The organism is Mesorhizobium koreense (assembly GCF_031656215.1).
Taxonomy (GTDB): domain Bacteria; phylum Pseudomonadota; class Alphaproteobacteria; order Rhizobiales; family Rhizobiaceae; genus Mesorhizobium_L; species Mesorhizobium_L koreense.
In genome coordinates, this window is the sequence record NZ_CP134228.1 from 4911302 (window position 1) to 4936782 (window position 25481).

The following is a 25481-nucleotide window of genomic DNA, read 5'->3' on the forward strand; positions in this document are numbered from 1 at the left end:
ACCCCTCCCCACAAGGGGGAGGGAGACGCCGGCATCGCCCAGCTAAAATCTTCAACGTTTGCGCCATGCGGCGCCGGAGCAGAGTCCCCCCTCCCCCTTGTGGGGAGGGGTTGGGGGTGGGGGTATCCTCACGGGCAATCGCCCGGCTTCACGAGGCGGCTACTTCCGCCGCTGCCGTCACCGCGACCGGCGATGCAGCCTTGTCCTCCGTCTCATGCGCAAAAGCGCCCTGCCCTCGCGGCGCGCGCCACAGCCTGACGCCGCCGGTGATGCCGGCTTCGTTCGGCACGATGATGACGTTGTCGGGCACGATCTCGATCTTCCTCGCGTTGCCGCCGCCGATATAGAGCACGTCGAAATGGAGGAGCGAGTACAGGATCGTGACCGTCTTCTCGACGCGCCGGTTCCATTTGCGCTTGCCCTTCTTCTTCAGCGCCTTGTCGCCGACATAGTCGTTATAGGTGCCCCATTTGCCGATCGGATGCTGCGCAAGCTCCAGATGCGGCATCAGTTCGCCATCGCGGAAGACTGCCGTGCCGGCACCCGTGCCGAGCGTCAATACGACCTCCAGCCCGCGCCCGACGATGACGCCGAAGCCCTGCACCTCGGCGTCGTTCAAGAGCCGGACCGGCTTGCCGAGGCGTTCGGAAAGTTCCGCCGCGAACGGGAAATCGCGCCATACCCGATCGCCGAAATGCGGCGCGGTGATCACCTTTCCCTTGCCGACGACGCCGGGGAAGCCGACGGAGACGCGATCATAGGGAGGTAGCGGCCCGACCAGCTTTTCAAGCGATTTCAGCATCACCTTGGGCGGACATGGATAGGGCGTATCGATCCGGACCTCCTCGGCGATCATGCTGCCATTCTCGTCCAGCACCGAGGCCTTGAGGCCGGTGCCGCCGATGTCGATCGCGAGCGTGCGCGGCCCCGCACCGCCATTCGCCTTGCTTCCCGATTTTCCGCCCATGTTCGTGCTCCAGGTTCAGTTCTTATTCTTGCCGTTCGAGGGCTCGTCGAGCGGACGCCAGGCGCGCTTGCCGGAACGGGAAAGCAACGTGTCGGCCGCTTTCGGCCCGGCGCTGCCCGAGGTGTAATTGGGGAAATCGGCCTTTTCCGCCGCCCAGGCGTCGAGCATCGGCTGGACAATCCGCCAGGTCTGCTCGACCATGTCGGCGCGCATGAAAAGCGTCTGCTCACCGCACATCACGTCGAGAAGCAGGGTCTCGTAACCGACGTTGGGAACGTCCGGAAACCAGTCGTCGTAGCGAAAATCCATCTTGACGGCGGCAAGCTCGACCTCCGGGCCGGGACGCTTGACCTCGAACTGGAGCGAAATGCCCTCATTCGGCGCGATCCTGAGCACGAGCCAGTTGGGCGGCAGCGTATCGACGGGTGTATTGTGGAAAGCGGTATAGGGCGCCTGCTTGAAGCGGATGGCGATCTCCGACTTGCGCTCGGTCATGTGCTTGCCGGTGCGCAGGAAGAAGGGCACGCCGGCCCATCGCCAATTGTCGATGTCGATCCGCATCGCGACATAGGTCTCGACGTTCGAATCCGCCGCGACGTTGGGCGAGCCGCGATAGGGCCCGACCTTCTTGTCGAGCACCGTGCCGGCGCCATACTGGCCACGCACGGCATCCTCCGGCTCGACGGCAGGGATGGCGGAAAAAAGCTCCACCTTCTTGTCGCGGATGGCGGCGGCGTCGAAGCCGACGGGCGGCTCCATCGCCACCATGGAAAGCAGCGTGAAGAGGTGGTTGGGGATCATGTCGCGCAGCGCCCCGGTCGCCTCGTAGAAGCGGCCGCGATCCTCCACCCCCACCGTTTCGGCCACCGTGATCTGGACATGATCGATGCGGTCACGGTTCCAGATCGGCTCGAACAGGCCGTTGGCGAAGCGGAACATCATGATGTTCTGGACCGTTTCCTTGCCGAGGAAATGGTCGATCCGGTAGATCTGGTCTTCATCCAGAACCTTCAGGATCTGCGCGTTGAGCGCCTTGGCGGAATCGAAGCTGTGCCCGAACGGCTTCTCGATGACGACACGCCGCCAGAATTTCGGCTTACCATCCGCGTCTTCCTGCTGGTCGGTCAGCTTCGCCTTGCCGAGCTGCTCGACCACCGTGCCGAAGAAACGGTCGGGCACGGCGAGATAGAAAATGACGTTGCCGGCGGTGCCGCCGCCCTTCCCGACCTCGTCCAGCGCCTTGCCTATGTCGCCGTAGAGGTCCGGCTTGGTCATGTCGCCGCGAATATAACGCATGCTGCCGGCAAGCTTTTTCCATGCCTTCTCGTCGATCTTCTTCACGTCGAACTCGGCCGATTCGTTGCCGACGAAACTTTCGAGCATTTCATGGAGATGGTCCGCCCACGTCTCGGTCGTGCCTTCCGCCAGATCGGCGCCGATGAGGACGAAATTCTCCGGCAGTTCGCCGCCATGCATCAGATTGTAGAGCGCCGGCACGACCAGCCGCTTGGTGAGGTCGCCTCCGGCGCCGAAAATGACCATGGCACAGGGATCGGCCTTCACCTTCTTCGGATTCGGCCGGTTGGCCCGCGCCGGCGCCTTTTTCGTGTTGCTGTCCGTCACTTTCCCGTCCTCAGTTCTTCGTATGCTTGACGCTCGACGGGTGGGCGTCGATCTTCTTCTCCGGATCGATCGGTTCGGCGCCTTCGATGTGACCACCGAAGCCGAGGCGCATCGCGGAAAGGATCTTTTCCGCGAAATTGTGCTGCTGGCGGGATCGGAAGCGCGTGAAGAGCGCCGAGGACAGAACGTCGGCGGGAACCGCCTCCTCGATCGCCGCCTCGACCGTCCAGCGGCCCTCGCCGGAATCCTGCACATAACCGGAGAATTTGGAAAGCTCCGGGTCCTTCGCCAACGCGATCGCGGAGAGATCGAGCAGCCATGACGAAATGACGGAGCCGCGCCGCCACACCTCGGCGATGTCGGTCATGTTCAGATCGAAGCGCTCGTCTTCCGGCAGGTCGGTGGAATCCTTATTGCGCAGGATGTCGAAGCCCTCCGCGTAGGCCTGCATCAGTCCGTATTCGATGCCGTTATGGACCATCTTGACGAAGTGCCCCGCGCCGGCGGGACCGGCATGGATGTAGCCCTGCTCGGCGCGGGGGTCGAATTTACCGCGGCCCGGCGTGCGCGGGATATCGCCTATGCCCGGCGCCAGCGTCGCGAAGATCGGATCGAGATAATCGACCGACTTCCTGTCGCCGCCGATCATCATGCAATAGCCGCGATCGATGCCCCAGATGCCACCCGACGTGCCGCAATCGACATAACTGACATTCTTCGCGGCCAGCGCCTTGGCGCGGCGGATGTCGTCCTTGTAGAAGCTGTTGCCGCCGTCGATGACGATGTCATCCTTGTCGAGCAGGCCGCCAAGCTGCTCCACGACCTTCTCGGTGATGGCGCCGGCCGGCAGCATCACCCAGACCGCGCGCGTCCCGCCCGCAAGCGCCTCGACCAGTTTCTCCAGCGAAGGGGCGTCGGTCGCGCCGTCCTTGGCCAATGCCTTGCGCGCGTCGGCATTGATGTCGAACACCACGCATTTGTGCCCGGCCTTCATCAAGCGCCGCACCATGTTGCCACCCATGCGGCCGAGGCCCACGAAACCGATCTGCATAAATCTGTCCCTTTCAGGAGTTCGGCCGAAGGACATCGGCCGGATAGGAAAAGCCCGATGCAACCAAAGCTAGGCACAGGGGGGCGCATTTCCACCGATCAAAAGGAAAACCGCGCCCGTTGTCAAAACTCGGCCGCGAAAATGGCGAGGGAATGGCGCTGCTCCAGTGCGCCGCCGGCGTTCAGTCGCCGGCAACCACAATCTTGTGGCTCTCGTCCTCCTTGGGACGCTCCACCGGCAACTGGCTGCCGGTGACGATGTAGTGGACGGTTTCGGCGATGTTGGTGGCGTGGTCGCCGATGCGTTCGATGTTCTTGGCGCAGAAAAGAAGATGCGTGCAGGCGGTGATGTTGCGCGGATCCTCCATCATGTACGTCAGAAGTTCGCGGAACAGCGACGTATATTTGGCGTCGATCTCCTCGTCGCGGTCGCGCACGGCGGCAATGCGCCCGACGGAACGGGAGCCATAGGCGTCGAGGACGTCCTTCAACTGGGTAAGCGCCAGTTCGGCCAGCGCCTCGATGCCACGGAAGAGCTTTGCCGGCTGCCGCGTCTGGCCCGCGGCGGCCACGCGCTTGGCAATGTTCTTGCCAAGATCGCCTACCCGTTCCAGATCGGCGGAGATACGGATCGCCCCGATGATCTCGCGCAAATCGATCGCCATAGGCTGGCGGCGCGCGATGATGAGGACCGCCTTGTCGTCGATCTCGCGCTCCGCCTCGTCAAGCACACGGTCGTTGCGGATCACGGTCTGGGCAAGCGCTTCATTGGAACTGACCAGCGCGGCAACGGCCTCCTCCACCATGCGTTCCGCATGACCGCCCATCTGGGCTATCCTGGTGGCCAGGAATTTCAGTTCCTCGTCATACGCCTGCAAGGTGTGGCTGGGCATAGGCTGTCTCTCCCGCGTTCGCCGCCACCCTATGCGATCCGCATGACGGAAAAAAGAAGCGCCCGGACCAATCCCGGCGCCAGCGTGCCGCTCACCGCTCCGCAGGGAAGTGGACGATAAAGGCGGCACCTTCGCCAAGTTCGGAATGTACCGTGAGGCGGGCGCCATGCCGGGTGAGGATGTGCTTGACGATGGCCAAGCCTAGCCCCGTGCCCTTCTGCGCGCGGCTCGCCTCGATATCGACGCGGTAGAAGCGTTCGGTGATCCTCGGGATGTCGTCTTTCGGGATGCCCGGTCCGAAATCCCTCACCGTCACGTCGACACCGTCTGCCGCCTCCTCGATCGAGACGACGACCCGCTTACCCGATTGGCCGTATTTGCAGGCATTTTCGAGCAGATTGACGAAGACCTGGATCAGTTCGTCCCGGTCGCCCGCCACGATGACGGCATGATCGGGGAAATCCCTCTCGATCGCGACCCCGAGTTCGCTTGACAGATGGCCGAGCGTATCGACCACACCGCCGACGACGGCGACCAGGTTGACCTGATCCGAGGCGCGATGATGGGATTTCATCTCCAGCCGTGACAGCGACAGGAGATCGTCGATCAGGCGCGCCATGCGCCCGGTCTGGTCTTCCATGATCCCGAGGAAACGCTCACGCGCCTTGGCGTCGTTCCTGGCCGGCCCGCGCAGCGTCTCGATGAAGCCAGAGATCGAGGCGAGCGGCGTGCGCAGTTCGTGGCTGGCATTGGCGATGAAATCGGCGCGCATGCGGTCGATGCGGCGGGCCTCGCTCTGGTCACGGAAAGTCATGGCGAAAAGCCCGGACTTAGGCCCGACCGGGCGAACGGCCACCCGGTAGAGACGGTCGACGGGAACGCGTTCGGCATAGTCGATAGGCGTTGTGCCGGCATCACCGCCGAGCACCGCGGCAATCAGGGCCTGCATCTCCGGCGCGCGAAATTTGAAGTGGACCGACGAACCTTCCCGGAACACACCAAACGCAGCGACGGCCGCCTGATTGGCATGCACGACGGAGCCGGAACGATCGAAGACGACGATCGGATCGGGCACGACTTCGGCAAGATCGATCGCGGAGATATGGCCGAGCGACGGCCCTGGATCACTGGCCGCTCGCCGGTCCACGCCTGAGCCGCGTTTCGTGTCGGGCGCAAGCGCGGCGAGGAGCCGGCCGAGCCAGCGTTGCCGGCGCCCGTCGCCTCTTCCACCGGTGTTATCCATATCCGCCATTGCGCTTCCCCGGAGGCCGTCAGGAACTTGCCCATCATGCGCATCCGCCTTACGCAATAGCATGAACGCGCAAAAGGGATACCGCCATGGCCAATGAAGCGAGCAACCTGGAAGCGAACAATCTGACCGAGCCGCCGGACACGAAAGCGCTCCGATTGACCATCGACGGCAAGGAACGCGAATTCGATATCGACGAACCCGACCTGCCCGACTGGATCGCCAAACGGGCGATGGAGTCAGGTGGCTACCCCTATCCCAAGAAGCTGAAAAACAAGAAATATCTGGAAGAACTCGACCGGCTGCAGGTCGAACTGGTCAAGCTGCAATACTGGCTGCAGGCGACCGGCAACCGCGTCATGGCGCTGTTCGAAGGCCGGGACGCGGCCGGCAAGGGCGGCACGATCTCCGTCACCCGCCAATACATGAACCCGCGCTCCGCCCGCAACGTCGCGCTCCCCAAGCCGACCGAGAAGGAGCGCGGGGAATGGTATTTCCAGCGCTATGTCGCGCATTTCCCGACAGCCGGCGAATTCGTCACCTTCGACCGCTCCTGGTACAACAGGGGCGTGGTGGAACCGGTCATGGGCTTCTGCACCGAGGCCGAGCACCTGAAATTCCTGGAAGAGGCTCCCCATTTCGAGCGCATGATCGCCAATGAAGGAATTCATTTCTTCAAGTTCTGGCTCGATATCGGCCGCGAGATGCAACTGAAGCGCTTCCACGATCGCCGGCACAGCAAGCTGAAGATCTGGAAATTCTCGCCCGTCGATGTCGCCGGCATGACGAAGTGGGACGATTACACCGAGAAGCGTGACACCATGGTGGCGCGCACCCACAAAGCCTACGCGCCGTGGGTCATCGTCCGCGCCAACGATAAAAGGCGCGCGCGGCTGGCGGCTATCCGCCGCATCCTTCTGTCCGTGCCTTACACCGACCGCGACCTGAAAGCGATCGGCCGGCAGGACGAGCGGATCATCGGCGAAGGGGTGGGATTCCTGCAGAACGACTGAACGCCGGCGGCGCATCGGCCCTTCCGGTCGTCCGCGCGGAAGCATCCCGCGCCCGGCGCGGATGGTGCGTCTTCTCCCAATGATACGGCTCGCGATAGAGCTTCCAGAGTGCGCGCCACGCCGCAAGCGAGATGAGGATCCAATAGACGGGCGTCAGCAGGATGGTGATCCAAAGCGACGTCTTTTCCTTGAGGAGAAGGGTCCGCACTCCGAGCAGAAGGAATGTCACGTAGCCGAGCGTGATATTGACCCCGTCCACGATCAGGATCGCCGATTGCAGCGGCCCGATCGTCTCATGTCGCGCGAAAACCAGGCAGACATAGCCAAGACTGCCGAGGAAAACGGGATGGGCAATCGAGGAAACGACCATGCCCGCGCACACGATCTGGGTCGTCAGGAACGATGCCGGACCAAGATCCCGCCACAACTGCCTGGGACGACGCATGTGGACGAGCCAGGTCTGCATCCATCCCTTGAACCAGCGCGTCCGCTGCGGCAGCCAGTTCGCAAAGTTCTCGGGAGCATCCTCGTAGGTAGGCCGGGTGATCGTATCGACCCGGTAGCCGTGACGTGCCAGCCGGATGCCGAGGTCGGCATCCTCGGTGACGTTGAAGGGGTCCCACCCTCCGACTGCTTCGAGTGCGTCCCTGCGAAAATGGGTGGAGGTGCCGCCGAGCGGAATGACGAGGTTCCGACGCGCCAGCCAGGGCAGCAGCCCGCGGAAAAGCGCGGCATATTCGAACGCGAACATCCTGGCCAGCGGCCCGCGCCTGAAATTGGTGACGGCAAGGGGCGCCTGCAGGCAAGCCACGCGCTCATCGCTTTCCCTGAAACGCTGCCAGGCCTCGACAAGCTGGAACGGGTGCGGCCGATCCTCTGCGTCATAGAGCACCACGAACCCGCCGGTCGTCATCGGCAGGGCGTAGGAAAGCGCCTTCGGCTTGGTACGCGGCGTTCCGGGCGGTACTTCGACGATCTCGACGAAAGGCTGCAGCGCATGGGCGCGCAGAGCCGTCAATGTCTCCTCGTCGTCCGCTTCGCAGACCAGTTTGATTTCGAGCTTGCCGCGCGGCCAGACGATATGGCCGAGGGCAACGAGGAGGTCGGGCACGATCTCCGCTTCATGGTAGAGCGCGACCAGAACCGAATAAACGGGCATCTCCGCCGGGTCGTAGCGCGCCAACCGCGCCAGTCGCGGCGCCTCGGCGCCGACCGTCGCAATGAAACGGAGGCCGACGCATGCCAGAAAGAACAGCGAGAAGAGCAGGTGGATGAAAAACCCCGCCACCCACGGATCCAGGAACAGGGCTACCGGCAGGCCGACCAGCACCGCGCCGGCCAGAGCACTTTGCCATCCGCTGGTTACGATCTTCGCGGACTGTTCCGGAAACAGCGTGAACAAACGATCGACCGCATCTCGTAGCAGCGTTCCCTTCGCCTGAGTCTCCAGAGCGGCCCTCAAGACACCGGGCGCGACGATCCGGACGCGGCCGCGCAAATCGCTGCTTGCCTCGATGCGACGACCGAGCGATCCAATGTCGTCAAATGCCGGGGCAAGAAGCCACAGGACGACGCCGTCGGCCTGTTCATATCGCACCATGAACGTTCCAGGCGCGCGGCCAAGCAGCATCGCCGCCTGCCCTTCACCCAAGATGAGCCGCCGCGGATCGATCCTTGCCAGGAAACCGATGCCGATCTCGTCAGCCAATGCCCCATACAGACGTTCTTCGCTCAACCCGCCGGAAACCGTCGCCTCGACCGGCAGGGCAACATCGTTCGTGGCCGCACGAGCGGCCAGCGCATGGATTTGGGCAATAGGCACACGCGCATGTTCCAGCGCCCTGCACCATAGGGATTGTCCGTTTGTCGGCCGGAAACCACCATTTTCATCATTGTCCGGAAAAGCGCCGGCAGCGGCCGGACGTACGTCCTGAGCAAACGCTGCGCTTGTCCGCGGCGCGAAGGCGCGCGGTCGGTCCCCGAATTCTGTCGTCATGCCGGCCGGCCTTTCGGCCAGCCGTTCAACTCGGTGGGAAGAGCGACGGGCTGCTTGCCAGTCGGCACATCGCCTAGGATAAGGTGCTCAAGGGAGGATTGCCGGGCATGGGAGAGAGGATCGTCAAACAATCCGCCGGGCGGCCGATAGTCGTCGTCATTTTCGACGAAATCGAAAGCATTCGCTTCTATCGACATCAGTCCCCCCAAGGCAAAAGGTAGGCCAGGACGGAATGGGCATCAACCGAAAAAGCCGGTACGGATGGCTGGCGCTGCGATGGCTCGCCGCTATTCTTGTCGCCGCATTCGTCATGGCTTCGACCGATCTTCCTGCCCGGGCCGCCGATCCCACCATCCCGGACTTCTGGAGTTCGACGGAACGGCTGCAGAAGCCCGACCTCTCGGGCCTTCAACGGCTGCGCTTCCTGACGACGGTGAATTTTCCGCCCTTCAACTTCCTCGACACGGACGGGCAGCTTACCGGTTTCAACGTCGACCTGGCACGCGCCATCTGCGCCGAACTCGACATTCTCGACAAATGCCAGATCCAGGCGCTTCCGTTCGGCGAACTCGGCACGGCGCTCGGCAAGGGCGAAGGCGAGGCGGTCATTGCCGGCCTGGCGATCACGCCGAAATCACGAGAGGAATTCGCCTTCTCCAGGTCCTATCTGCGATTCCCGGCGCGCTTCATCATGCCGAAGTCGACGGCTCTTACCGAACCGATCTACAGCAAGATCGCCGGGCTGCGCATCGGCGTCATGGCCGGATCCGGACACGAACGGATGCTGCGGGCCTATTTTCCGGACGTGAAGCCGGTGACCTTCACGCGGCAGGACTGGCTCTACGAAAGCCTGCGGGATCGCAAGATCGACGGCGCTTTCGGCGACGGTATGCGGTTCAGCTTCTGGCTTGCGGGCACCGACTCCAAGGGTTGCTGCCGCTTCGCCGGCGGACCCTATCTCGCGCCCGAATATCTCGGAGAGGGGATGGCGATCGCCGTCGCCAAGGACAATTTCCCCCTTGCCGCTGCTTTCGACTACGCGTTGCGCGAAATCACGGTCAAGGGGAAGTTTGCCGAGCTTTATCTGCGCTATTTTCCGGTGAGCTTTTATTGACCCGACGCAAAGGGCGAAACGGCAGCGCGAGAATCCAGCCGAGCCGCGCGGGGCCGTCGTCGCGATATTCGGCAAGCCCGATCTCCATCCCCATATGGCCGCGTTCCGGCCGCGCCCGATAGGTCGAGAACAGACGGTCCCAGAAGGGAAAATTGAACCCGTAGTTGGAATCCGTCTCGGGCCGATGGCTGGAATGGTGGACGCGGTGCATGTCCGGCGTCACCAGCACAAGGCGCAGGAGGGCGTCGAACCTCGTCGGCAATCGCGCATTTGCGTGGTTGAACATCGACGAACCGTTCAGCACGATCTCGAATAGCAGGACCGAAAACACGGGCGCCCCGACCGCGATCACAACCACCGCCTTCCAGAGCATGGAGACGACGATCTCCAGCGGGTGGAAACGCAACGCCGTCGTCACGTCGAAGCCGGTATCGGAATGATGCATGCGGTGGATGCGCCACAGGATCGGAATCTTGTGATTGGCGACATGTTCGGCCCAGATCGCGAAATCGAGGATGAAGAAGGAGGCGATGCCCGCCACCAGGGGATCGAGGCCGACAAGCCTGAACAGGCCGTAGCCATGGGCCTCGGCCCACATCGCCGTACCGACGGCCGCGGCCGGGAAGATCACGCGCAGCAGAGCCGAGGAAATGACGAGAACCGACACATTGGTGAACCAGCGCCTCGCCTTCAGCGCGCCCGCCATCTCGGCGCGTTCCAGTCTCGGCGACCACAATTCGAAAACCGCCATCACGGCGAAGATCAGCGCGAACGCGCCGAGACGTATGACGGCTTCGGAAAGCGCGAAGTGTCCCACTATTTTCTCAATTGAGCATCCGGTGGCGAGCCTTGGCGGCCCTTTCGATCGCACCGATGGTCGTCTGGTCGAGCTCGAGATTGCGGCGCAAGAGTTGCAGGATGCGCAGTTCCTCCAGTCGCATCTCCAGATCGACAGCCGCCACCTCGAAGGCGAGCGCATAGGCCGTATCATGGAGGCGTTGCGGCAATTCGTTGCGCACCACGGCAAAAACCCGGTCGAGCCCATCCTGCTGTTGCAGGAGCTTCTGGCACTCACGCGCGACCTCGACCAGCCTCTCTTTCGGGAAATCCTCGAACACCGGCCACATATCCACGATATGGCCGATCCGGGCGAGCTCCTCATCGGTCATGTCGCGGTCCGACGCGGAAACCACGATCATGATATAGATAAGCGCCTTGCACGGCCCGAGCGAATTCATGCGAAATTCTCCTGATTTGGCTCTGCCCAAGGTAAGTGCGCAGATGTGACGCCGCAACGCCGAAAGGCGGGCATCATTGACCGGCGCGACCTCCACATTTAGAGCATGGCTTTGCCCGCCCGAAAATCCGGAAACCAGGAAATGAACAACGCATCCTCGCGCGCTGCCGCGATAAGCCTCAGCCCCGAAATCATCGCCGCTGCGGCGGAGAGCAAAGCGTGGCCGTTCGAGGAAGCGAAAAAGATCATCGCGCGCTATCATGATCGCGGATACCCGGAAACGGTGCTGTTCGAGACGGGCTACGGCCCGTCCGGCCTGCCGCATATCGGCACGTTCGGCGAGGTCGCGCGGACGTCCATGGTGCGGCACGCCTTCCGCGTGCTGACCGAGGACAAGGTCAAAACGCGGCTGCTGTGCTTTTCCGACGACATGGACGGAATGCGCAAGATTCCCGACAACGTGCCGGACCGCGCGGCGCTGGAGCCCTATCTCCACATGCCGCTCACCTCGGTGCCGAACCCCTTCGGCGGCGATTATCCGAGCTTCGGGCATCACAACAACGCCATGCTGAGACGCTTCCTCGACACGTTCGGCTTCGACTACGAGTTCGCCAGCGCCACCGAGTACTACAAGGCCGGCCGCTTCGACGAGGTGCTGCGCGAGGCCGCCTGGAAATACAGCGCCATCATGGACGTGATGCTGCCGACGCTGGGCGAGGAACGCCGCGCCACCTACAGCCCCTTCCTGCCGATCTCGCCGAAGAGCGGCCGCGTCCTCTATGTGCCGATAAAGCATGTGGACGCCAAGGACAGCATGATCACCTTCGACGACGAGGACGGCACGGAAACCAAATTGTCCATTACGGGCGGCAAGGTGAAGTTGCAGTGGAAGCCGGATTTCGGCGCCCGCTGGGCGGCGCTCGGCGTCGATTTCGAGATGTTCGGCAAGGACCACCAGACCAACCAGATCGTCTATGACCGCATCTGCTCGATCCTCGGCGGCAGACCGCCGGAGCATTTCGTCTATGAACTGTTCCTCGACGACAAGGGACAGAAGATATCGAAATCGAAGGGCAACGGCCTGACCATCGACGAATGGCTGACCTATGCGCCGACCGAGAGCCTGGCGCTCTATATGTTCCAGCGGCCCCGACAGGCGAAGAAGCTTTATTTCGACGTCATACCGCGAGCCGTCGACGAATATTACCAGTTCCTCGCCGCGTATCCGCGCCAGGACTGGAAGGAGAGGCTCGGCAACCCGGTCTGGCATATCCATGGCGGGAACCCGCCCGATATCCACCTGCCGGTACCGTTCGGCATGCTACTCAACCTCGTCAGCGCGTCGAACGCCGAGAACAAGGCGGTGCTGTGGGGCTTCATCTCGCGCCACGCTCCGGGCGTGGCGCCTGAGACGCATCCCGAACTCGACAGGCTGACCGACTACGCGATCCGCTATTACGAGGATTTCGTGAAGCCAGCGAAGATCTATCGGGCGCCCGACGAGGAAGAGCGTCAGGCGCTGGCGACGCTCGCCGACCGGCTGGAGGCGCTGCCCGCGGACAGCGACGCGGAGGAAATCCAGAACGCCGCGCTCAACGTCGCGCGCTTCATCCCGCGCTACCAGGACCACAAGCGCACGAGCCCCGAAGGCGGGCCCGGCGTGTCGGTCGCCTTCTTCCAGATGATCTACCAGGTACTGCTCGGGCAGGAGCGCGGCCCGCGCTTCGGCTCCTTCGCCGCGCTCTACGGCAAGGCGGAAACCGTCGCGCTCATCCGCAGGGCGCTGGAGGGAAAACTGGCGGCATAACCCGCCACCTCCGGCCTTACCCGGCGACCGGCCGATATCGCCTCACCGCCAGGAACCCGCCAATCACGAACAGCACGAGCACGATGCCCTGGACGATGGCGAAAGGCGGTTCGTTGCCGTTCGGCGCGAGAGCGTGCAATGCCGGGATCTTGAGAAAGGCCTGGATGATCAGGACAAAGACGTTCAGGTAAAGCGCGATCGCCGCGGAAACGAGATAGATCCAGCGCCACGAGCCTTCGAGATGGAAGGCGTAGAGCGCGGCGAAGGCGGCGAGCAGGACGACGACCGACAGGATGCCTGTGCCGATCGCCGGCGTGAAGCCGTTGAAGGGGAAGAAAAATCCCGTCACGCTGGTGGCAAGCGTGAAGAGAAGGAAAATCAAGGTCCAGCCGTCCAGCCTTCTGGCGGTAAGCCATCCGTGGAGAACGATCAGCCCGGCAATAATGGCGATAAGGCTGATGACGACGTGGAAGATCGTGTATGCCTGCAGCGTTAGGATCATGACACACCCTCTGGTGACTGCCGCGGGAGGCCCGGCGCCGGCGACATAGAGAATGCCCCGACGGTAATCCTGTCAATCGACCCTCTTCTACGGAACGCACGCATTTTTTCGAAGCGGCGCGGTCCCCCGCCATGGTTGACGCGACGCAGAGCGGCCTTTCGCATGGGCCAGAGGGCGCGCGCGCTTGGTCCCGCGCGGGAACTGCATTATCTGGAATGACGACAGCAAGCGAAGCCAAGAACATGCCTGTTACCAAGGAAGCCGTCATCGAACGGCTGAAGTCCATCTCCGCACCGGGGCTTTCGGGCGACATCGTCAGCCTCGGCCTCGTCTCCGACGTGTTCATCGCGGACCGGAAGGTGTTCTTCTCGATCACCGTGCCCATCGACAAGGCGCAGGAACTGGAGCCCATGCGCGAAGCCGCCGAAAAGGCGGTCAAGGAGATGCCGGATGTCGCCGGCGCCGTCGTTGCGCTGACGGCGGAGAAGAAGGCCGGACAGGCCGGCCCCGCCGCTCCTCCCCGGCCCGCACCGCCTCGGACGGCGACCGCTCCCACGCCGCGACGCGTGCCGGGTCATGCCCCTTCTGGCCACGCTCCCTCCGGTCCGCAACCCGGCAAGCGCGGCGTGCCCGGCATCCGGTCGATCGTCGCCGTCGCCTCGGGCAAGGGCGGCGTCGGCAAATCGACCACCGCGGTGAACCTCGCGCTCGGCCTCCTCGCCAACGGGCTCAAGGTAGGCATCCTCGACGCCGACATATACGGCCCGTCCATGCCGCGGCTGCTCGGCATCTCCGGCAAGCCGGAGGTGGCAGATGGGCGCACGCTGAAGCCGATGCAGAAATACGGGCTCAAGGTCATGTCCATGGGCTTCCTCGTCGGCGAGGACACGCCGATGATCTGGCGCGGACCGATGGTGGTATCGGCGCTGACGCAGATGCTGCGCGAGGTCGAATGGGGCGAACTCGACGTGCTCGTGGTGGACATGCCGCCCGGCACGGGCGACGCGCAACTCACCATGGCGCAGCAGGTGCCGCTCGCCGGCGCCGTCATCGTCTCGACACCGCAGGACCTCGCTCTCATCGACGCGCGCAAGGGGCTCAACATGTTCCGCAAGGTCGACGTGCCGGTTCTCGGCATCGTCGAGAACATGAGCTATTTCATCGCGCCCGACACCGGCAAGCGCTACGACATCTTCGGCCATGGCGGAGCGAAACGGGAAGCCGAGCGCGTCGGCGTCACCTTCCTCGGCGAGGTGCCGCTCGAAATGAAGATCCGCGAGACTTCCGACGAAGGGGCGCCGGTCGTGGCGAGCGAACCGGAAGGGCCGCACGCACGCATCTACCGCGACATCGCCGCGAAAGTGTCGGAACGGCTCTCCGCCGAACAGCAGGTGAGCGAGACGCCCACGATCGTGTTCGAATAAGGCTGGCGGGGAAATATCCTTCCAGCTTCCGAGGCGCGGTTGATGATCGCGCCCTGGCATGCAACATGGCGCCATCGTTTTCCGGGAGGAGCGCATGAGCGAACAGGCCGTACTTAACGATCGCCGCGACGGATATTCGGTGCTGACGCTCAACCGTCCGGACAGGCTCAACTCCTTCAATGTGGAGCAGCACGAGCAGTTGCGGGCCGCGCTTGAGGAATGCGCGACCGACGAGAGCTGCCGCGCCGTGGTGCTGACCGGGGCGGGACGCGGTTTCTGCGCCGGCCAGGACCTTGCCGACCGCGATCCGGCCATGCTGGGCGAGGCTCCCGACCTCTCTAAGACGCTGGCGACCTATTACAGCCCGCTCATCCGCCTGCTGAGATCAATGGAAAAGCCGGTGATATGCGCGGTGAACGGCGTTGCCGCCGGCGCGGGCGCCAATATCGCTCTTGCATGCGACATCGTGCTTGCCGCGAAATCGGCGAAATTCATCCAGGCCTTCTCCAAGATCGGGCTCATCCCCGACGCCGGCGGCACATATTGGCTGACACGGCATCTCGGCGAAGCGCGCGCCAAGGCGCTGGCGCTGACCGCCTGGCCGCTTTCCGCCGAGGAGGCGGCGGACTGGGGGTTGATCTGGCGCGCCGTCGACGATGCCGAATTGATGGCGGAGGCGATCGCGCTCGCAGAGGCGTTCGCCAAGGGGCCGACCCGTGGTTATGCGCTGACCAAGGAAGCGATCCAGGCCGCGTCGACCAATTCGCTCGACCAGCAGTTGGAGCTCGAGGGGCAATTGCAGCGCGAGGCCGGGCTGACGGAAGACTACAAGGAAGGCGTTTCGGCCTTCCTGCAGAAGCGCCAGCCGAATTTCACGGGGCGGTGAAAAAGCGGCTAAGCCGCCCGATGCTCGTTGCGTCCTTCGAGGCTTTACTTCGCAAAGCACCTGAGGATGAGGACCGTTAGAGCCGTTCAGCGCTACAGAACGGCGAGCACAGACCTCCCTCATCCTGAGGTGCTTTGCGAAGCAAAGCCTCGAAGGACGCAACCAACATCAAGCGAACTTGAGCACGGGACTTATTTCTCGCCACTCACCTTCTTGTTGAAGGTGTCGAAGAACTGGCCGGCGAGTTTCTTCGAGGTCGAGTTGATCAGCCGGCTGCCGAGCTGGGCCATCTTGCCGCCGACATCGGCCTTCGCCGTATAGGTCAGGACAGTGGCGGCAGCACCGTCCTCCTTCAGCGTCACGTCGGCGCCGCCCTTGGCGAAGCCGGCGATGCCGCCCTTCCCTTCGCCCTGGATGGTGTAGGAATGCGGCGGCTTCAAATTCTTCAATTCGACCGCGCCCTGGAATTTCGCCTTGATCGGACCGATCTTCAGCGTCACCACGGCTTCGAGGTTGGTGTCCGACTTCTTCTCCAGGCTCTCGCAGCCCGGAATGCATGCCTTCAGCACCTCAGGATCGTTCAGCGCTTCCCAGACTTTCTGGATCGGCGCCTCGATGCGCTCCTCGCCCTGCATGTCCATTGCCATGACGCTTCCTCCTGCTGGTCGACAAGAGGAACTATCGCATGGCCGGAGAACTGTCTATCGCACCAAGGTGCAGGGCGGCGGCCGACGATCGCGCTAAGCTCGACATCGCCAGCAGCGTTGCTGCGAAGTGATCACCGTGCGCGAAAATCGATGCTGTTCGAGCCGAATTTCCACTGCTAGCCTTCCAATTGCCGGGAACGCAGAACTGCGCAGTCTCCCGGCCAATGCGCCAGCATCCAGGAAATCGGCGATCCGACAGGGCGGCATGCATCATGCCGTGGCTCTATATTCGCGCGCCGGTCATAGAGGAACGTTTGATGATCGAATTCGTGTTGAGCGACGAACAGCGACAGGTCAGGGATACGATCCGGCGGTTCGTCGAAAACGAGATAATGCCACTTGAAAGCGTCTTGATCCGCCGCGAAATCGAGGGTGGACACGGCGCGAGTCCGGGCCTGACGGGCGGCGAGATGCGGGCTCTGCAGGAGAAAGCGCAGGCGCTGGGCTTCTGGGGCATCGATCTTCCGAGCGAATATGGTGGCGCCGACCTAGACCCCGTGACGCAAGCACTCATCCACGAGGAGCTTGGACGTTCTATCGTCGATTTCCAGTTCGGTGGCTCGGTTCTACCGGCGCTCTTCAGTTGCGACGAGGCTCAGAAAGACACCTATCTGCTGCCGACCATTCAGGGCGAGCGGGTGTCATGTATCGCCATCTCCGAATCGGGATCCGGATCCGACGCGAAGGCCATGCGCACGACCGCCGTCAGGGATGCGGATGGCTGGGTCATCAACGGCGAAAAGACCTGGATCACGCGGGGTGATATAGCAGACTACGTCATTCTCTTCGCTCGCACGCCAAACGAGGGCGACCCCAACGGCATCACCTGCTTCCTGGTGGACCGCGACGCCGGATGGACATCGGCACCGATCCCCGTGATGGGCAGCCGCGACAAGATCGGATCGCTGTTCTTCAACGATGTCAGGGTGCCCGGAACGGCCGTGCTCGGGACAGTCAACCGAGGTTTCGACCATGCCATGCCTTTTATCTACCGAAACCGGGCCTTCGTCCTTTCGGCAAAGAATCTCGGCGCAATGACCCGGATGATCGAACTGACCCTCGAATGGGCAAAGGGAAGGAAGGTCTTCGGCAAGCTGCTCGCCGACCGGGACAATATCGTCCAGGCGGTCGCCGAACTCGAACTGGAATTGAGGAGCAGCAAGTTGATGGTCTATCATGCGGCCGCCAAGGCGGCGCAAGGCGGTGACTACCGCCATGAGGCATGCACCGTGAAAGCGTATGTCGCGCGCGCCGCCAATCGTGTGGCGGATCGTGCCCTGCAAATCCACGGGGCCATGGGCTACGCGAAGGAAAGCGTGGTCGAGCGATGGTACCGCGACCTGCGGGTAGAGCGCATCTACGACGGGTCGGACGAAGTCAATCTTGCGAATGTGGCGCGCAATCTGTTCCGTGGCTATGCGCGGCCCGGCGACATGTTCTAGGCCCGCTTGCCGGCCAGCGGCAAGGCGTCAAGCTCGCGCTGCATTGAATCGAAGAAAACCGACAGGCGATCGGAAACGACGCGAACCGGCGGCGAGGCGCTCGCGATGCTCGAAACGAATAGTCCGATGCCGGACGTCGGCGGAGCGGAAGCTTCAAGCGGTATCCACACGAACGAGCCCTGCTTTATTTCGTCGATGAAGCTGACCGGCGTGAAAAATCCAATGCCAAGACCCTGGCGGATGGCAGCGAGCATCACCGACATGGAATTGGTGACAAGGCGGGGCGCGAACTTCGCCCCGGTTTCCGGAAATTCGGTTTCGACCAGCGGACTAATGACCCATCTGTCGGAAAACATCGCGACGGAATGAGCCGCGCATTCGGTCAGGGTCACAGCCTTGCGCTTGGCCAGCGGATGGTCGGAGCGCATGACGGCGCCGATCGAGGTGTCGACCTTCGCCTGCAAGTCGAACTCGCGGTGGCGGCTATCTAGAAAAAGGATGCCGATGTCGAAATTCTTGGCCCTCAACTGCTCGAGGGCATCGCCAGGATTGGCGTCGACGACATGCATATCGATGCCAGGATAGGCATGCGCGATCGTCTCCATCGCCCTGGGAAACGCGTATTCTATCATCGACCCGATGCCGATGATCCGAACGGTGCCGCGAACCTCCCCGGAAATGCTTGCGATTTCGTCGAGCGTCCGCTGATAACCCACGAGCGTCTCGCGGGCGTGCCGAAGCATCAACTCACCGGCCGACGTCAGGCACATGCCCTTGGCGGATCGATCGAAGAGGCGGACGCCGATATCGCGTTCTACATTGAGAACCTGACGGTTTACCGCCGAGGAGGCAACGTTAAGCGCTTCCGCGGCGCGCCTGATGGAGCCGAATTCGGCGACCTTGATTAGATACCGCAACGCGGATGCATGGATCACAGGCCGTTTCCTTCGTCGATATACCGGGAGGCAGGCGCTGCCAAAAATCGTGCACAAACCTAGTATCGTGCACAAAATTGGAACGCGTCAAGTTTTGGCCCACACGCATGACCTTGCCTGTGACCTGCGAAGGCAAAGGCATCGTCGCCGAGAGACGAGAAAGTGCGGCTGCAAGATCGCTGAAATCAAACGCGACGGCTTCGAAACCGGTTCACCCCGCCGGGCGCGGCAGGTAGATATTCTGGAAACGCTGGCGCAGCGCCTCGTCCAGCGCGCGCGGCACGTGGCGCGGGAAGTAGGAAGAGAGGATGCGCTTCTTTTCCTCGATCGCCTTGCCGAGAAGATCGGGCTTGCCCTTCTCGGCCCATTCCTTCGGGCTGTAGCGGTCGGCGACGGCCGGATAGAAATATTCCTTCTGCATCAGTTGCAGCGTCTGGCCGTGGCCGAGATAGTGGCCGGGGCCGTTCAGGCAGACATCGGCGATGGTGTCGATGGAAAGCGCCTCGTCGCTTACTTCGATGCCGCGCACGCAACGCAGGCACTGGCCGAGCATATCGTTGTCGGCGATCAGGCTTTCGAGGCAGAAGCCGAGCAGCGAGGCGTGCATACCGGCCGATTCATAGATGAGATTCAAACCGGAAAGGCCGGCCATGACATTGGTAATGCCCTTCTCGTAGCCGGACTGGATGTCGGGCAGCTTCGAATCGGCCATGCCGGCGGCCGAACCGCCCGGCAGATCGTAGAATTGCGCCATCTGGGCGCAGGCGGCGGTCAGGAGCGCCTGTTCGCCAGAGCCGCCCGACATGGCGCCGGTTCGGAGGTCGGAGACGAACGGCCAAGTGCCAAAGATCGCCGGATAGCCGGGCTTCAGCGCGTTGACATAGACCAGCCCGACCAGCACCTCGGCGACCGCCTGCACGATGGTCCCCGCGATGGCAGCCGGCGCGGTGGCGCCGGCCTGGCCGGCGGAAAGGAGCAGGATCGGGATACCGCCTTCGACACAGGCCTCCAGCACGCCGCAGGCGTCCTCGGCGAATTTCATCGGCGGCACGACAAAGCAATTGGAATTGGAGACGAAGGGCCGGGCGCGGAACTTCTCCTCCCCACCGGCAATCATATGGAGCATCTCCAACGCGGGCGCGACGTTCTCGCGCACGGTGAAGCTGGTCCCGACATGCTTGGAGGTGCCGGTCACGCAGGCGTAGAGCGTGTTGAAATCCATATCCAGCGGGTCGGGAATGTCGCGCGGGACCATGGGCCGCTGGAAGAAGTGGATGTTGTCCAGGCAATCGACCATGCGGGCCGCGTCGTAGATGTCCTGGAGCTTCGATTCCCGATATTCGCGCTTTGCGACATCGACGACGTGCACCGCCGCGCCCGCCGTGCCGTAATGCACGCGCTTTCCCTGCACGATCATATCGTGGCGCGGATCCTGCCCGTGAAGCGTGAAATGCCGCGCGGCATTCTTGATCGTGGCAAGGACGAGATTGCGGGGAAAGCGCAGGCGCCCGTCCGGCCCAAGCTCGGCGCCGACGCGCGTGCACGCCTCTATGCAACCTGGGATGGCGTTGGCGAAACCGACCGTCTCCAGGATCGTCAGCACCGCCTCGTGGATGCGCTCTATGTCGTTCTCGCCGAGCGGCCTGTATCTGCCGCCCTCCAGGCCGGCGCGAACGGGTCGGATATCATCGGAAAGCGGCGCGGCCCTAAGTGCCCTGCGCGCCTCACGGCCGCCTGAACGTCTCGCACGGGTTTCGCTATCCGCGTCCGTTCGATCCGGCGCGGGCTTCTCCAACGCGGCTGGCATAATACGGCTCCATTTCCCGAAGCCCACCGCCATGGCTTTGCGCCTTTATGCGACGGCTTCGCTCCCACTCCGCTTACGACTATGCAGCGGCGTGGGGCGCCGGAAATGTGCCACCCCCCGCCGCCGGATGTACCAGCGCCCGAGGCCTCTCGGCCGATCAGGCGGCGGCGGGACGACGGCCGGCGGCGGTCGCCAGTTCGCGGATTCCGGGCTCGATATGCTGGAGCGCGATCGAAGAGATGCCGAGCCGCATGAACTGCGTGTGCCGCTCGCCGCGCGCGAAGAAACGCTTGCCCGGCTCGATTACCACGCTGCGGGCGGCGGCGGCCTCCGACAACGCGCAGGTGTCCATTCCCGGAGGCCCTTCGAGCCAGACGGAGGCGCCGCCTGCGGAATCGGTCGCGCGCCATTCCGGCAGGAAGGCATTGACGGCCTGGATCAGCCGACGGCGGCGCTCGCCGAAGGCGGCCGACAGGCGCCTGACCAGCGCCTCGTGATGGCCGAGCGACAGGAACAGCGCCACGGCGCGCTGGTTGTTGGCCGGCGGATGGCGCAGCATGAAGCGCCTCAGCGCTCTCAATTCCGCGATCAGGTCGGCGGGGGCGACGATGTAGCCGATGCGCAGGCCGGGCGCCAACGTCTTGGACATCGAGCCGACATAGATGACGCGGCCTGTGCGATCGAGGCTCTTCAGCGCCTGCTGCGGGGCATCGTCGAGCAGCTGACTGTCATAGCCGTCCTCGATGACGATCCTGTCGCGCTCCGCGGCATCGGCCAGAAGCTGCTGCCGGCGCCGCGTGCTGAGAGGCACCATGGTCGGGCAATGATGGCTCGGCGTGACGAAGACGAAGCCGCAATCGGCCGGCACCTCGTCCGCGACGATGCCTTCCGCATCGACGCGCACCGGCACGGTTTCGGCGCCGGCGAGGTTGAAGATCGAGCGGGCGTCCGGATAGCCGGGCTCTTCCATCGCGACCTTCGAGCCCTTTGCCATCAAAAGCGTCGCCAGCATGTAGAGCGCGTTCTGCGCACCGAGCGTGACGATGATCTCGTCGGGATTGGCGAAGATGCCGCGCCGCGGCAGGAGCCTCGCCTGGATCTGCTCGATCAGGAGCGGATCGTCGCGATCGACCATGTCGGCGGCCCAGTTGCGGATCTCCAGCACGGCAAGCGCCATGCGGTTGCACTCGCGCCATTCGGCCGTCGGGAACAGCGCCGGATCGAACTGCCCATAGACGAAGGGATAGGAATATTTGATCCAGTTGACCTGGTTCGACGGCGATTGAAGTTCCGTCGCCGGCACCTGGCGCCTCGCCTTCCAGTCGATCATCTCGCTCGCGGGCTGCTGTCGCTGAGTGGGCTTGGCCGGAGAGGTCAGCACTTCCGGGTTGACGAAATGGCCGCGACGCTCCTTGGCGATCAGGAAACCCTGGTCCACCAGTTGCTGGAAGGCCAACACCACCGTGCCGCGCGCCACGCCGAGCTTCTCGGCCAGGATACGGCAGGACGGAAGCGGCATCGACGCGGCGATCTGGCGGTCGAGAATGGCGGCAACGATGGCCTGCCGAATCTGGGCCTGAAGGGTCTGGCCTGAGTCGGTCGAGATCCGGAAAAGTCCGGACCAGATGGCAGCATCGTTTCTGGTGGGCATGTCGCGTTCCTTTCAGGCCGGGACATTAGCCCTGGTCCGATCAATCATCAAGACTGGTACAAGGCCTTGCGCCACACTTTTTGACGACCATAGGCGTGGTTAGGCCAGCACGGCGACTTTCCGTCCTGCCTTCAGCGCACTATTGTTCTCGCGCGAACGCACGATTTCGAAAGTCCGCGCCGTGCGAAACAAGGCGAAAACGGGAGCATACATTGGCCAACGCTTCATTCGATACGGCTCTCGCCGCACTTCGCGCCCATCGGAAAAGCGCCGCGCCGAAGGACATGCGTATCGCCTTCGCCGACGATCCGGGCCGTTTTAAAAAATTTTCGCTGATGCTCGACGATCTCCTGCTCGACTGGTCGAAATGCGCCGTCACGTCCGAGACAATGAAACTGCTGCAGGGCCTCGCCGTCGCGGCGAAGGTCGAGGAGCGGCGGGCGGCCATGTTCGCCGGCAAGCATATAAACATCACCGAGGACCGCGCCGTGCTGCACACGGCGCTTCGCAACGTTGGTGACAAGCCCGTCACGACAGACGGCGAGGACGTGATGCCGGAGGTGCGTTCGGTGCTCGCCGCAATGGGCAAGTTCGCCGACGGCATCCGCGACGGCACGATCAAGGGCGCGACCGGCAAGAGGATCACCGACATCGTCAATATCGGCATCGGCGGCTCCGACCTCGGCCCCGCCATGGCGACGCTGGCGCTATCGCCCTATCATGACGGCCCGCGCGCGCATTTCGTCTCCAATGTTGACGGCGCCCACATCGCCGACACGGTTGCGCCGCTTTCCGCCGAAACGACGCTCTTCATCATCGCGTCGAAGACCTTCACCACGATCGAGACGATGACGAATGCCGGCACGGCGCGCCGGTGGATCGCCGACAAGCTCGGGCCGGATGCGGTCCAGCATCATTTTGCCGCCGTATCGACTGCGCTCGACAAGGTCGCAGCGTTCGGCATCCAGAAGGAGCGGGTCTTCGGCTTCTGGGACTGGGTGGGCGGCCGCTATTCGCTATGGTCGGCGATCGGCCTGCCGATCATGATCGCCATCGGGCCGGAGCGGTTCCATTCCTTCCTTTCCGGCGCGCACGCCATGGACAAGCATTTCCGCTCCGCGCCAATGTTGGAGAACCTTCCCTTCGTGCTCGGCCTCGTCGGCTACTGGAACCGGGTCGTCTGTCAATACCCGGCGCGCGCGGTGATCCCCTACGACCAGCGGCTTGCCCGCCTGCCGGCCTATCTGCAGCAACTCGACATGGAATCGAACGGCAAGCATGTGACGCTGGAAGGGGCCGAGGCCGAAACGCCGACCGGACCGCTGGTGTGGGGCGAGCCGGGGACCAACGGCCAGCACGCCTTCTTCCAACTCCTGCACCAGGGTACCGACATCATCCCCGTCGAGTTCATCGCCGCGGCGGAAGGCCACGAACCGGAACTGAAACATCACCACGATCTGCTTCTCGCCAATTGCCTTGCGCAATCGGAAGCCTTCATGCGCGGTCGCACCCTGGAGGAAGCGAAAAAGCAGATGCTCGGCAAGGGGATGGGCAAGGCCGAGGTCGACAGGATCGCGCCGCATCGCGTCTTCGCCGGGAACCGACCCTCGATCACCATCCTCTACCGCAAGCTCGACCCCTATGCGCTCGGAAGGCTGATCGCGCTTTACGAGCACCGGGTCTTCGTCGAGGGGGCGCTGTTCGACATCAACTCCTTCGATCAGTGGGGCGTGGAACTCGGCAAGGAACTGGCGACGGAGCTCCTGCCGGTCGTGGAAGGCAAGGCGAGCGCGGCGGGCAAGGACTCTTCGACGGCCGGTCTCGTGGCGAGGATTGCCGATCTCAGGAAGGCGGGCTGACGGACGTGGCGGGCATCAAGGGGATTTTGTTCGACAAGGACGGCACGCTGATCGACTTCGACCGGACATGGTTCGAGGTCGCCGACCTGATGGCGCTGAAAGCGGCGAACGGCTCACGCAGCCGAGCCGACCATCTGCTGATCGAGGCCGGCTATGATTTCGGCACAAGGCGTTTCAAGGCGGATTCGGTCTTCGCGGCTGGCACCAACGCCGACGTGATTGCGCTCTGGTATCCGGGCCAGTCGCCTGCTGAACGACAGGCGACGGTCGAGGATTACGACCGCTTCGTCGGCGAGAATGCCTCGGCAAAACCCTATGGCCTGCCGGGGGTGAAAGATGCGATCACCAAATTGCACGGGCTGGGCTATCGGATGGGGGTCGCCACCAACGATTCCACCAGAGGGGCGGAGCGGACGCTCGCCGCGCTCGGCATGTCCCAGCTTTTCGACGCCGCCTATGGCTATGACGCCGTCGCCAATCCGAAGCCCGCGCCCGATACGGTGCGCGCCTTCTGCGACCTGACCGGCTACAAGCCTTCCGAGGTGGCGATGGTCGGCGACAACCGGCACGATATGGAGATGGCGCGGGCTGCCGGCGCCGGCATGGCAATCGGGGTCTTGAGCGGCAACGGCACGCGCGAGACGCTTTCGCCGCTTGCCGATATCCTCATCGAGTCGGTCGCCGACCTGCCGGGTCTGCTCGCCGGAGAATAGCGCTACTGCCCGAAACCCTGGTGGTTCAGGAGAAAGACGCGCTCGGCGGGCGTGCTCGCGCGCCCTAGAATCTTGTTCCGATGAGGAAAGCGGCCGAATTTCGCGACAATGTCGCGATGTTCGACGGCGAATTTCTCGTTCTTGCCGGCATCCTGAGCGCGGAACAGCGTGACCGAGCGTTCCTGGTCGGCCAGGATCTCGCTGTGCATGAAGGGCATGTAGAGGAACTGTTTCTCCGTCTCGCTCAGCTTTTCGTCCAGCTTCCTCGCCAGCGCCTTTCGCGCGATATCGATCGCCTGATCGTCCGTGGCAAAAGCCTCCGCCGTGCCGCGGAACATGTTGCGGGGGAACTGGTCGAGCGCGATGGTGGCGGCAAGCGCCGCGCGCGGCTCCTCGAACGCGGCCGCCGGGACATTCGAGCGGATTTCCCCGTAAAGGGGCTCGAAGCGGTCCTTGATCACGCGATCGGTCGCGTCGCTGCGGGTAAACCAGTCCTCCTCGGTCAGTTCCCCGAACCAGAAGGACAAAATCGTCTCAACCCAGTCTTCCTGCATCGTGCTTCCTTCGTTCGTCGGGCGTTCCGGCACGTCAACGCCATCGTGACGT

The 25481-nt window shown here is 63.3% G+C and carries 23 protein-coding genes; 8 read left to right on the forward strand and 15 right to left on the reverse strand.

The genetic code is table 11. The annotated features are described in order from the left end of the window. Positions 1 to 148 precede the first annotated feature (148 nt). From RBH77_RS23355 to RBH77_RS23375, 5 genes are all read right to left on the reverse strand, one after another. The gene (locus RBH77_RS23355; RefSeq protein ID WP_311029968.1) at positions 149 to 967 is read right to left on the reverse strand and encodes an ROK family protein; all 819 of its coding nucleotides are present in this window, start codon (positions 965 to 967) and stop codon (positions 149 to 151) included. Between the two features lie 15 nt (positions 968 to 982). Beyond that, on the reverse strand, positions 983 to 2509 hold the full coding sequence (zwf, locus tag RBH77_RS23360) for a glucose-6-phosphate dehydrogenase (protein WP_311032667.1): 1527 nt from the start codon (positions 2507 to 2509) through the stop codon (positions 983 to 985). A 91-nt stretch (positions 2510 to 2600) separates the two neighbouring features. After that, positions 2601 to 3641 carry a phosphogluconate dehydrogenase (NAD(+)-dependent, decarboxylating) gene (gnd, locus tag RBH77_RS23365; RefSeq protein ID WP_311029969.1) on the reverse strand — a complete coding sequence of 347 codons (1041 nt, stop codon included), beginning with the start codon at positions 3639 to 3641 and terminating at the stop codon, positions 2601 to 2603. A 181-nt stretch (positions 3642 to 3822) separates the two neighbouring features. Next, positions 3823 to 4533, reverse strand: coding sequence for a phosphate signaling complex protein PhoU (gene phoU, locus RBH77_RS23370; RefSeq protein WP_311029970.1), 711 nt, complete (start codon positions 4531 to 4533; stop codon positions 3823 to 3825). Between the two features lie 91 nt (positions 4534 to 4624). Further along, positions 4625 to 5776 carry an ATP-binding protein gene (locus RBH77_RS23375; protein WP_311032668.1) on the reverse strand — a complete coding sequence of 384 codons (1152 nt, stop codon included), beginning with the start codon at positions 5774 to 5776 and terminating at the stop codon, positions 4625 to 4627. Between the two features lie 95 nt (positions 5777 to 5871). Between RBH77_RS23375 and ppk2 the strand changes: the two genes are divergently transcribed. Beyond that, on the forward strand, positions 5872 to 6795 hold the full coding sequence (gene ppk2 / locus RBH77_RS23380) for a polyphosphate kinase 2 (RefSeq protein WP_311029971.1): 924 nt from the start codon (positions 5872 to 5874) through the stop codon (positions 6793 to 6795). Here the strand turns inward: ppk2 and RBH77_RS23385 are convergent. Next, positions 6758 to 8617: a glycosyltransferase gene (locus tag RBH77_RS23385; RefSeq protein WP_311029972.1), complete on the reverse strand. Its 1860-nt coding sequence runs from the start codon at positions 8615 to 8617 to the stop codon at positions 6758 to 6760. The two genes, ppk2 and RBH77_RS23385, sit on opposite strands and share 38 nt — an antisense overlap. 170 nt (positions 8618 to 8787) lie before the next feature. After that, positions 8788 to 8988, reverse strand: coding sequence for a hypothetical protein (locus RBH77_RS23390; protein ID WP_311029973.1), 201 nt, complete (start codon positions 8986 to 8988; stop codon positions 8788 to 8790). Positions 8989 to 9023: 35 nt separating this feature from the next. On the opposite strand from RBH77_RS23390, the gene RBH77_RS23395 reads away from it, so the two are divergent. Continuing rightward, positions 9024 to 9905, forward strand: a complete 882-nt coding sequence (locus RBH77_RS23395; RefSeq protein ID WP_371832813.1) for an ABC transporter substrate-binding protein — start codon at positions 9024 to 9026, stop codon at positions 9903 to 9905. On the opposite strand, the gene RBH77_RS23400 is transcribed toward RBH77_RS23395, so the two are convergent. Continuing rightward, entirely contained in the window at positions 9850 to 10722 is an 873-nt protein-coding gene (locus RBH77_RS23400; protein WP_311029974.1) for a sterol desaturase family protein, read from the reverse strand. The two genes, RBH77_RS23395 and RBH77_RS23400, sit on opposite strands and share 56 nt — an antisense overlap. A 7-nt stretch (positions 10723 to 10729) precedes the next feature. Further along, positions 10730 to 11143: a tellurite resistance TerB family protein gene (locus RBH77_RS23405; protein WP_311029975.1), complete on the reverse strand. Its 414-nt coding sequence runs from the start codon at positions 11141 to 11143 to the stop codon at positions 10730 to 10732. 141 nt (positions 11144 to 11284) lie between these two features. On the opposite strand from RBH77_RS23405, the gene RBH77_RS23410 reads away from it, so the two are divergent. Then, complete coding sequence (locus RBH77_RS23410; RefSeq protein ID WP_311029976.1) at positions 11285 to 12949, forward strand: lysine--tRNA ligase; 1665 nt, start codon at positions 11285 to 11287, stop codon at positions 12947 to 12949. A 16-nt stretch (positions 12950 to 12965) separates the two neighbouring features. Here RBH77_RS23410 and RBH77_RS23415 read toward each other — a convergent pair whose 3' ends face one another. Further along, a complete protein-coding gene (locus RBH77_RS23415) occupies positions 12966 to 13451 on the reverse strand; it encodes a hypothetical protein (protein WP_311029977.1) in 486 nt (161 codons plus the stop codon). A gap of 242 nt (positions 13452 to 13693) precedes the next feature. Here RBH77_RS23415 and apbC point away from each other — a divergent pair, with 242 nt between their 5' ends. Together apbC and paaG are read left to right on the forward strand one after the other, a co-directional pair. Continuing rightward, complete coding sequence (gene apbC, locus RBH77_RS23420; RefSeq protein ID WP_311032671.1) at positions 13694 to 14875, forward strand: iron-sulfur cluster carrier protein ApbC; 1182 nt, start codon at positions 13694 to 13696, stop codon at positions 14873 to 14875. 94 nt (positions 14876 to 14969) lie between these two features. Continuing rightward, positions 14970 to 15761 carry a 2-(1,2-epoxy-1,2-dihydrophenyl)acetyl-CoA isomerase PaaG gene (gene paaG / locus RBH77_RS23425; protein WP_311029978.1) on the forward strand — a complete coding sequence of 264 codons (792 nt, stop codon included), beginning with the start codon at positions 14970 to 14972 and terminating at the stop codon, positions 15759 to 15761. Positions 15762 to 15952: 191 nt separating this feature from the next. Here paaG and RBH77_RS23430 read toward each other — a convergent pair whose 3' ends face one another. Beyond that, positions 15953 to 16408 carry an SRPBCC family protein gene (locus RBH77_RS23430; protein ID WP_311029980.1) on the reverse strand — a complete coding sequence of 152 codons (456 nt, stop codon included), beginning with the start codon at positions 16406 to 16408 and terminating at the stop codon, positions 15953 to 15955. A 317-nt stretch (positions 16409 to 16725) separates the two neighbouring features. Between RBH77_RS23430 and RBH77_RS23435 the strand changes: the two genes are divergently transcribed. Beyond that, complete coding sequence (locus RBH77_RS23435; RefSeq protein ID WP_311029981.1) at positions 16726 to 17910, forward strand: acyl-CoA dehydrogenase family protein; 1185 nt, start codon at positions 16726 to 16728, stop codon at positions 17908 to 17910. On the opposite strand, the gene RBH77_RS23440 is transcribed toward RBH77_RS23435, so the two are convergent. The 3 genes from RBH77_RS23440 to pdxR all read right to left on the reverse strand — a co-directional run bounded on the left by RBH77_RS23440 (position 17907) and on the right by pdxR (position 22303). Continuing rightward, positions 17907 to 18845 (reverse strand): LysR family transcriptional regulator, encoded by a 939-nt coding sequence (locus tag RBH77_RS23440; RefSeq protein WP_311029982.1) that lies wholly within the window; start codon positions 18843 to 18845, stop codon positions 17907 to 17909. The two genes, RBH77_RS23435 and RBH77_RS23440, sit on opposite strands and share 4 nt — an antisense overlap. A 211-nt stretch (positions 18846 to 19056) precedes the next feature. Next, positions 19057 to 20652, reverse strand: coding sequence for a trimethylamine methyltransferase family protein (locus RBH77_RS23445; RefSeq protein WP_311029983.1), 1596 nt, complete (start codon positions 20650 to 20652; stop codon positions 19057 to 19059). Between the two features lie 157 nt (positions 20653 to 20809). Beyond that, entirely contained in the window at positions 20810 to 22303 is a 1494-nt protein-coding gene (gene pdxR / locus RBH77_RS23450) for a MocR-like pyridoxine biosynthesis transcription factor PdxR (RefSeq protein WP_311029984.1), read from the reverse strand. Positions 22304 to 22515: 212 nt separating this feature from the next. Between pdxR and pgi the strand changes: the two genes are divergently transcribed. Together pgi and RBH77_RS23460 are read left to right on the forward strand one after the other, a co-directional pair. Further along, a complete protein-coding gene (gene pgi / locus RBH77_RS23455; RefSeq protein WP_311029985.1) occupies positions 22516 to 24162 on the forward strand; it encodes a glucose-6-phosphate isomerase in 1647 nt (548 codons plus the stop codon). Positions 24163 to 24167: 5 nt separating this feature from the next. Next, entirely contained in the window at positions 24168 to 24875 is a 708-nt protein-coding gene (locus RBH77_RS23460; RefSeq protein ID WP_311029986.1) for an HAD family hydrolase, read from the forward strand. Between the two features lie 2 nt (positions 24876 to 24877). Here RBH77_RS23460 and RBH77_RS23465 read toward each other — a convergent pair whose 3' ends face one another. Further along, the gene (locus tag RBH77_RS23465; protein WP_311029987.1) at positions 24878 to 25429 is read right to left on the reverse strand and encodes a DUF924 family protein; all 552 of its coding nucleotides are present in this window, start codon (positions 25427 to 25429) and stop codon (positions 24878 to 24880) included. Positions 25430 to 25481: the final 52 nt, after the last annotated feature.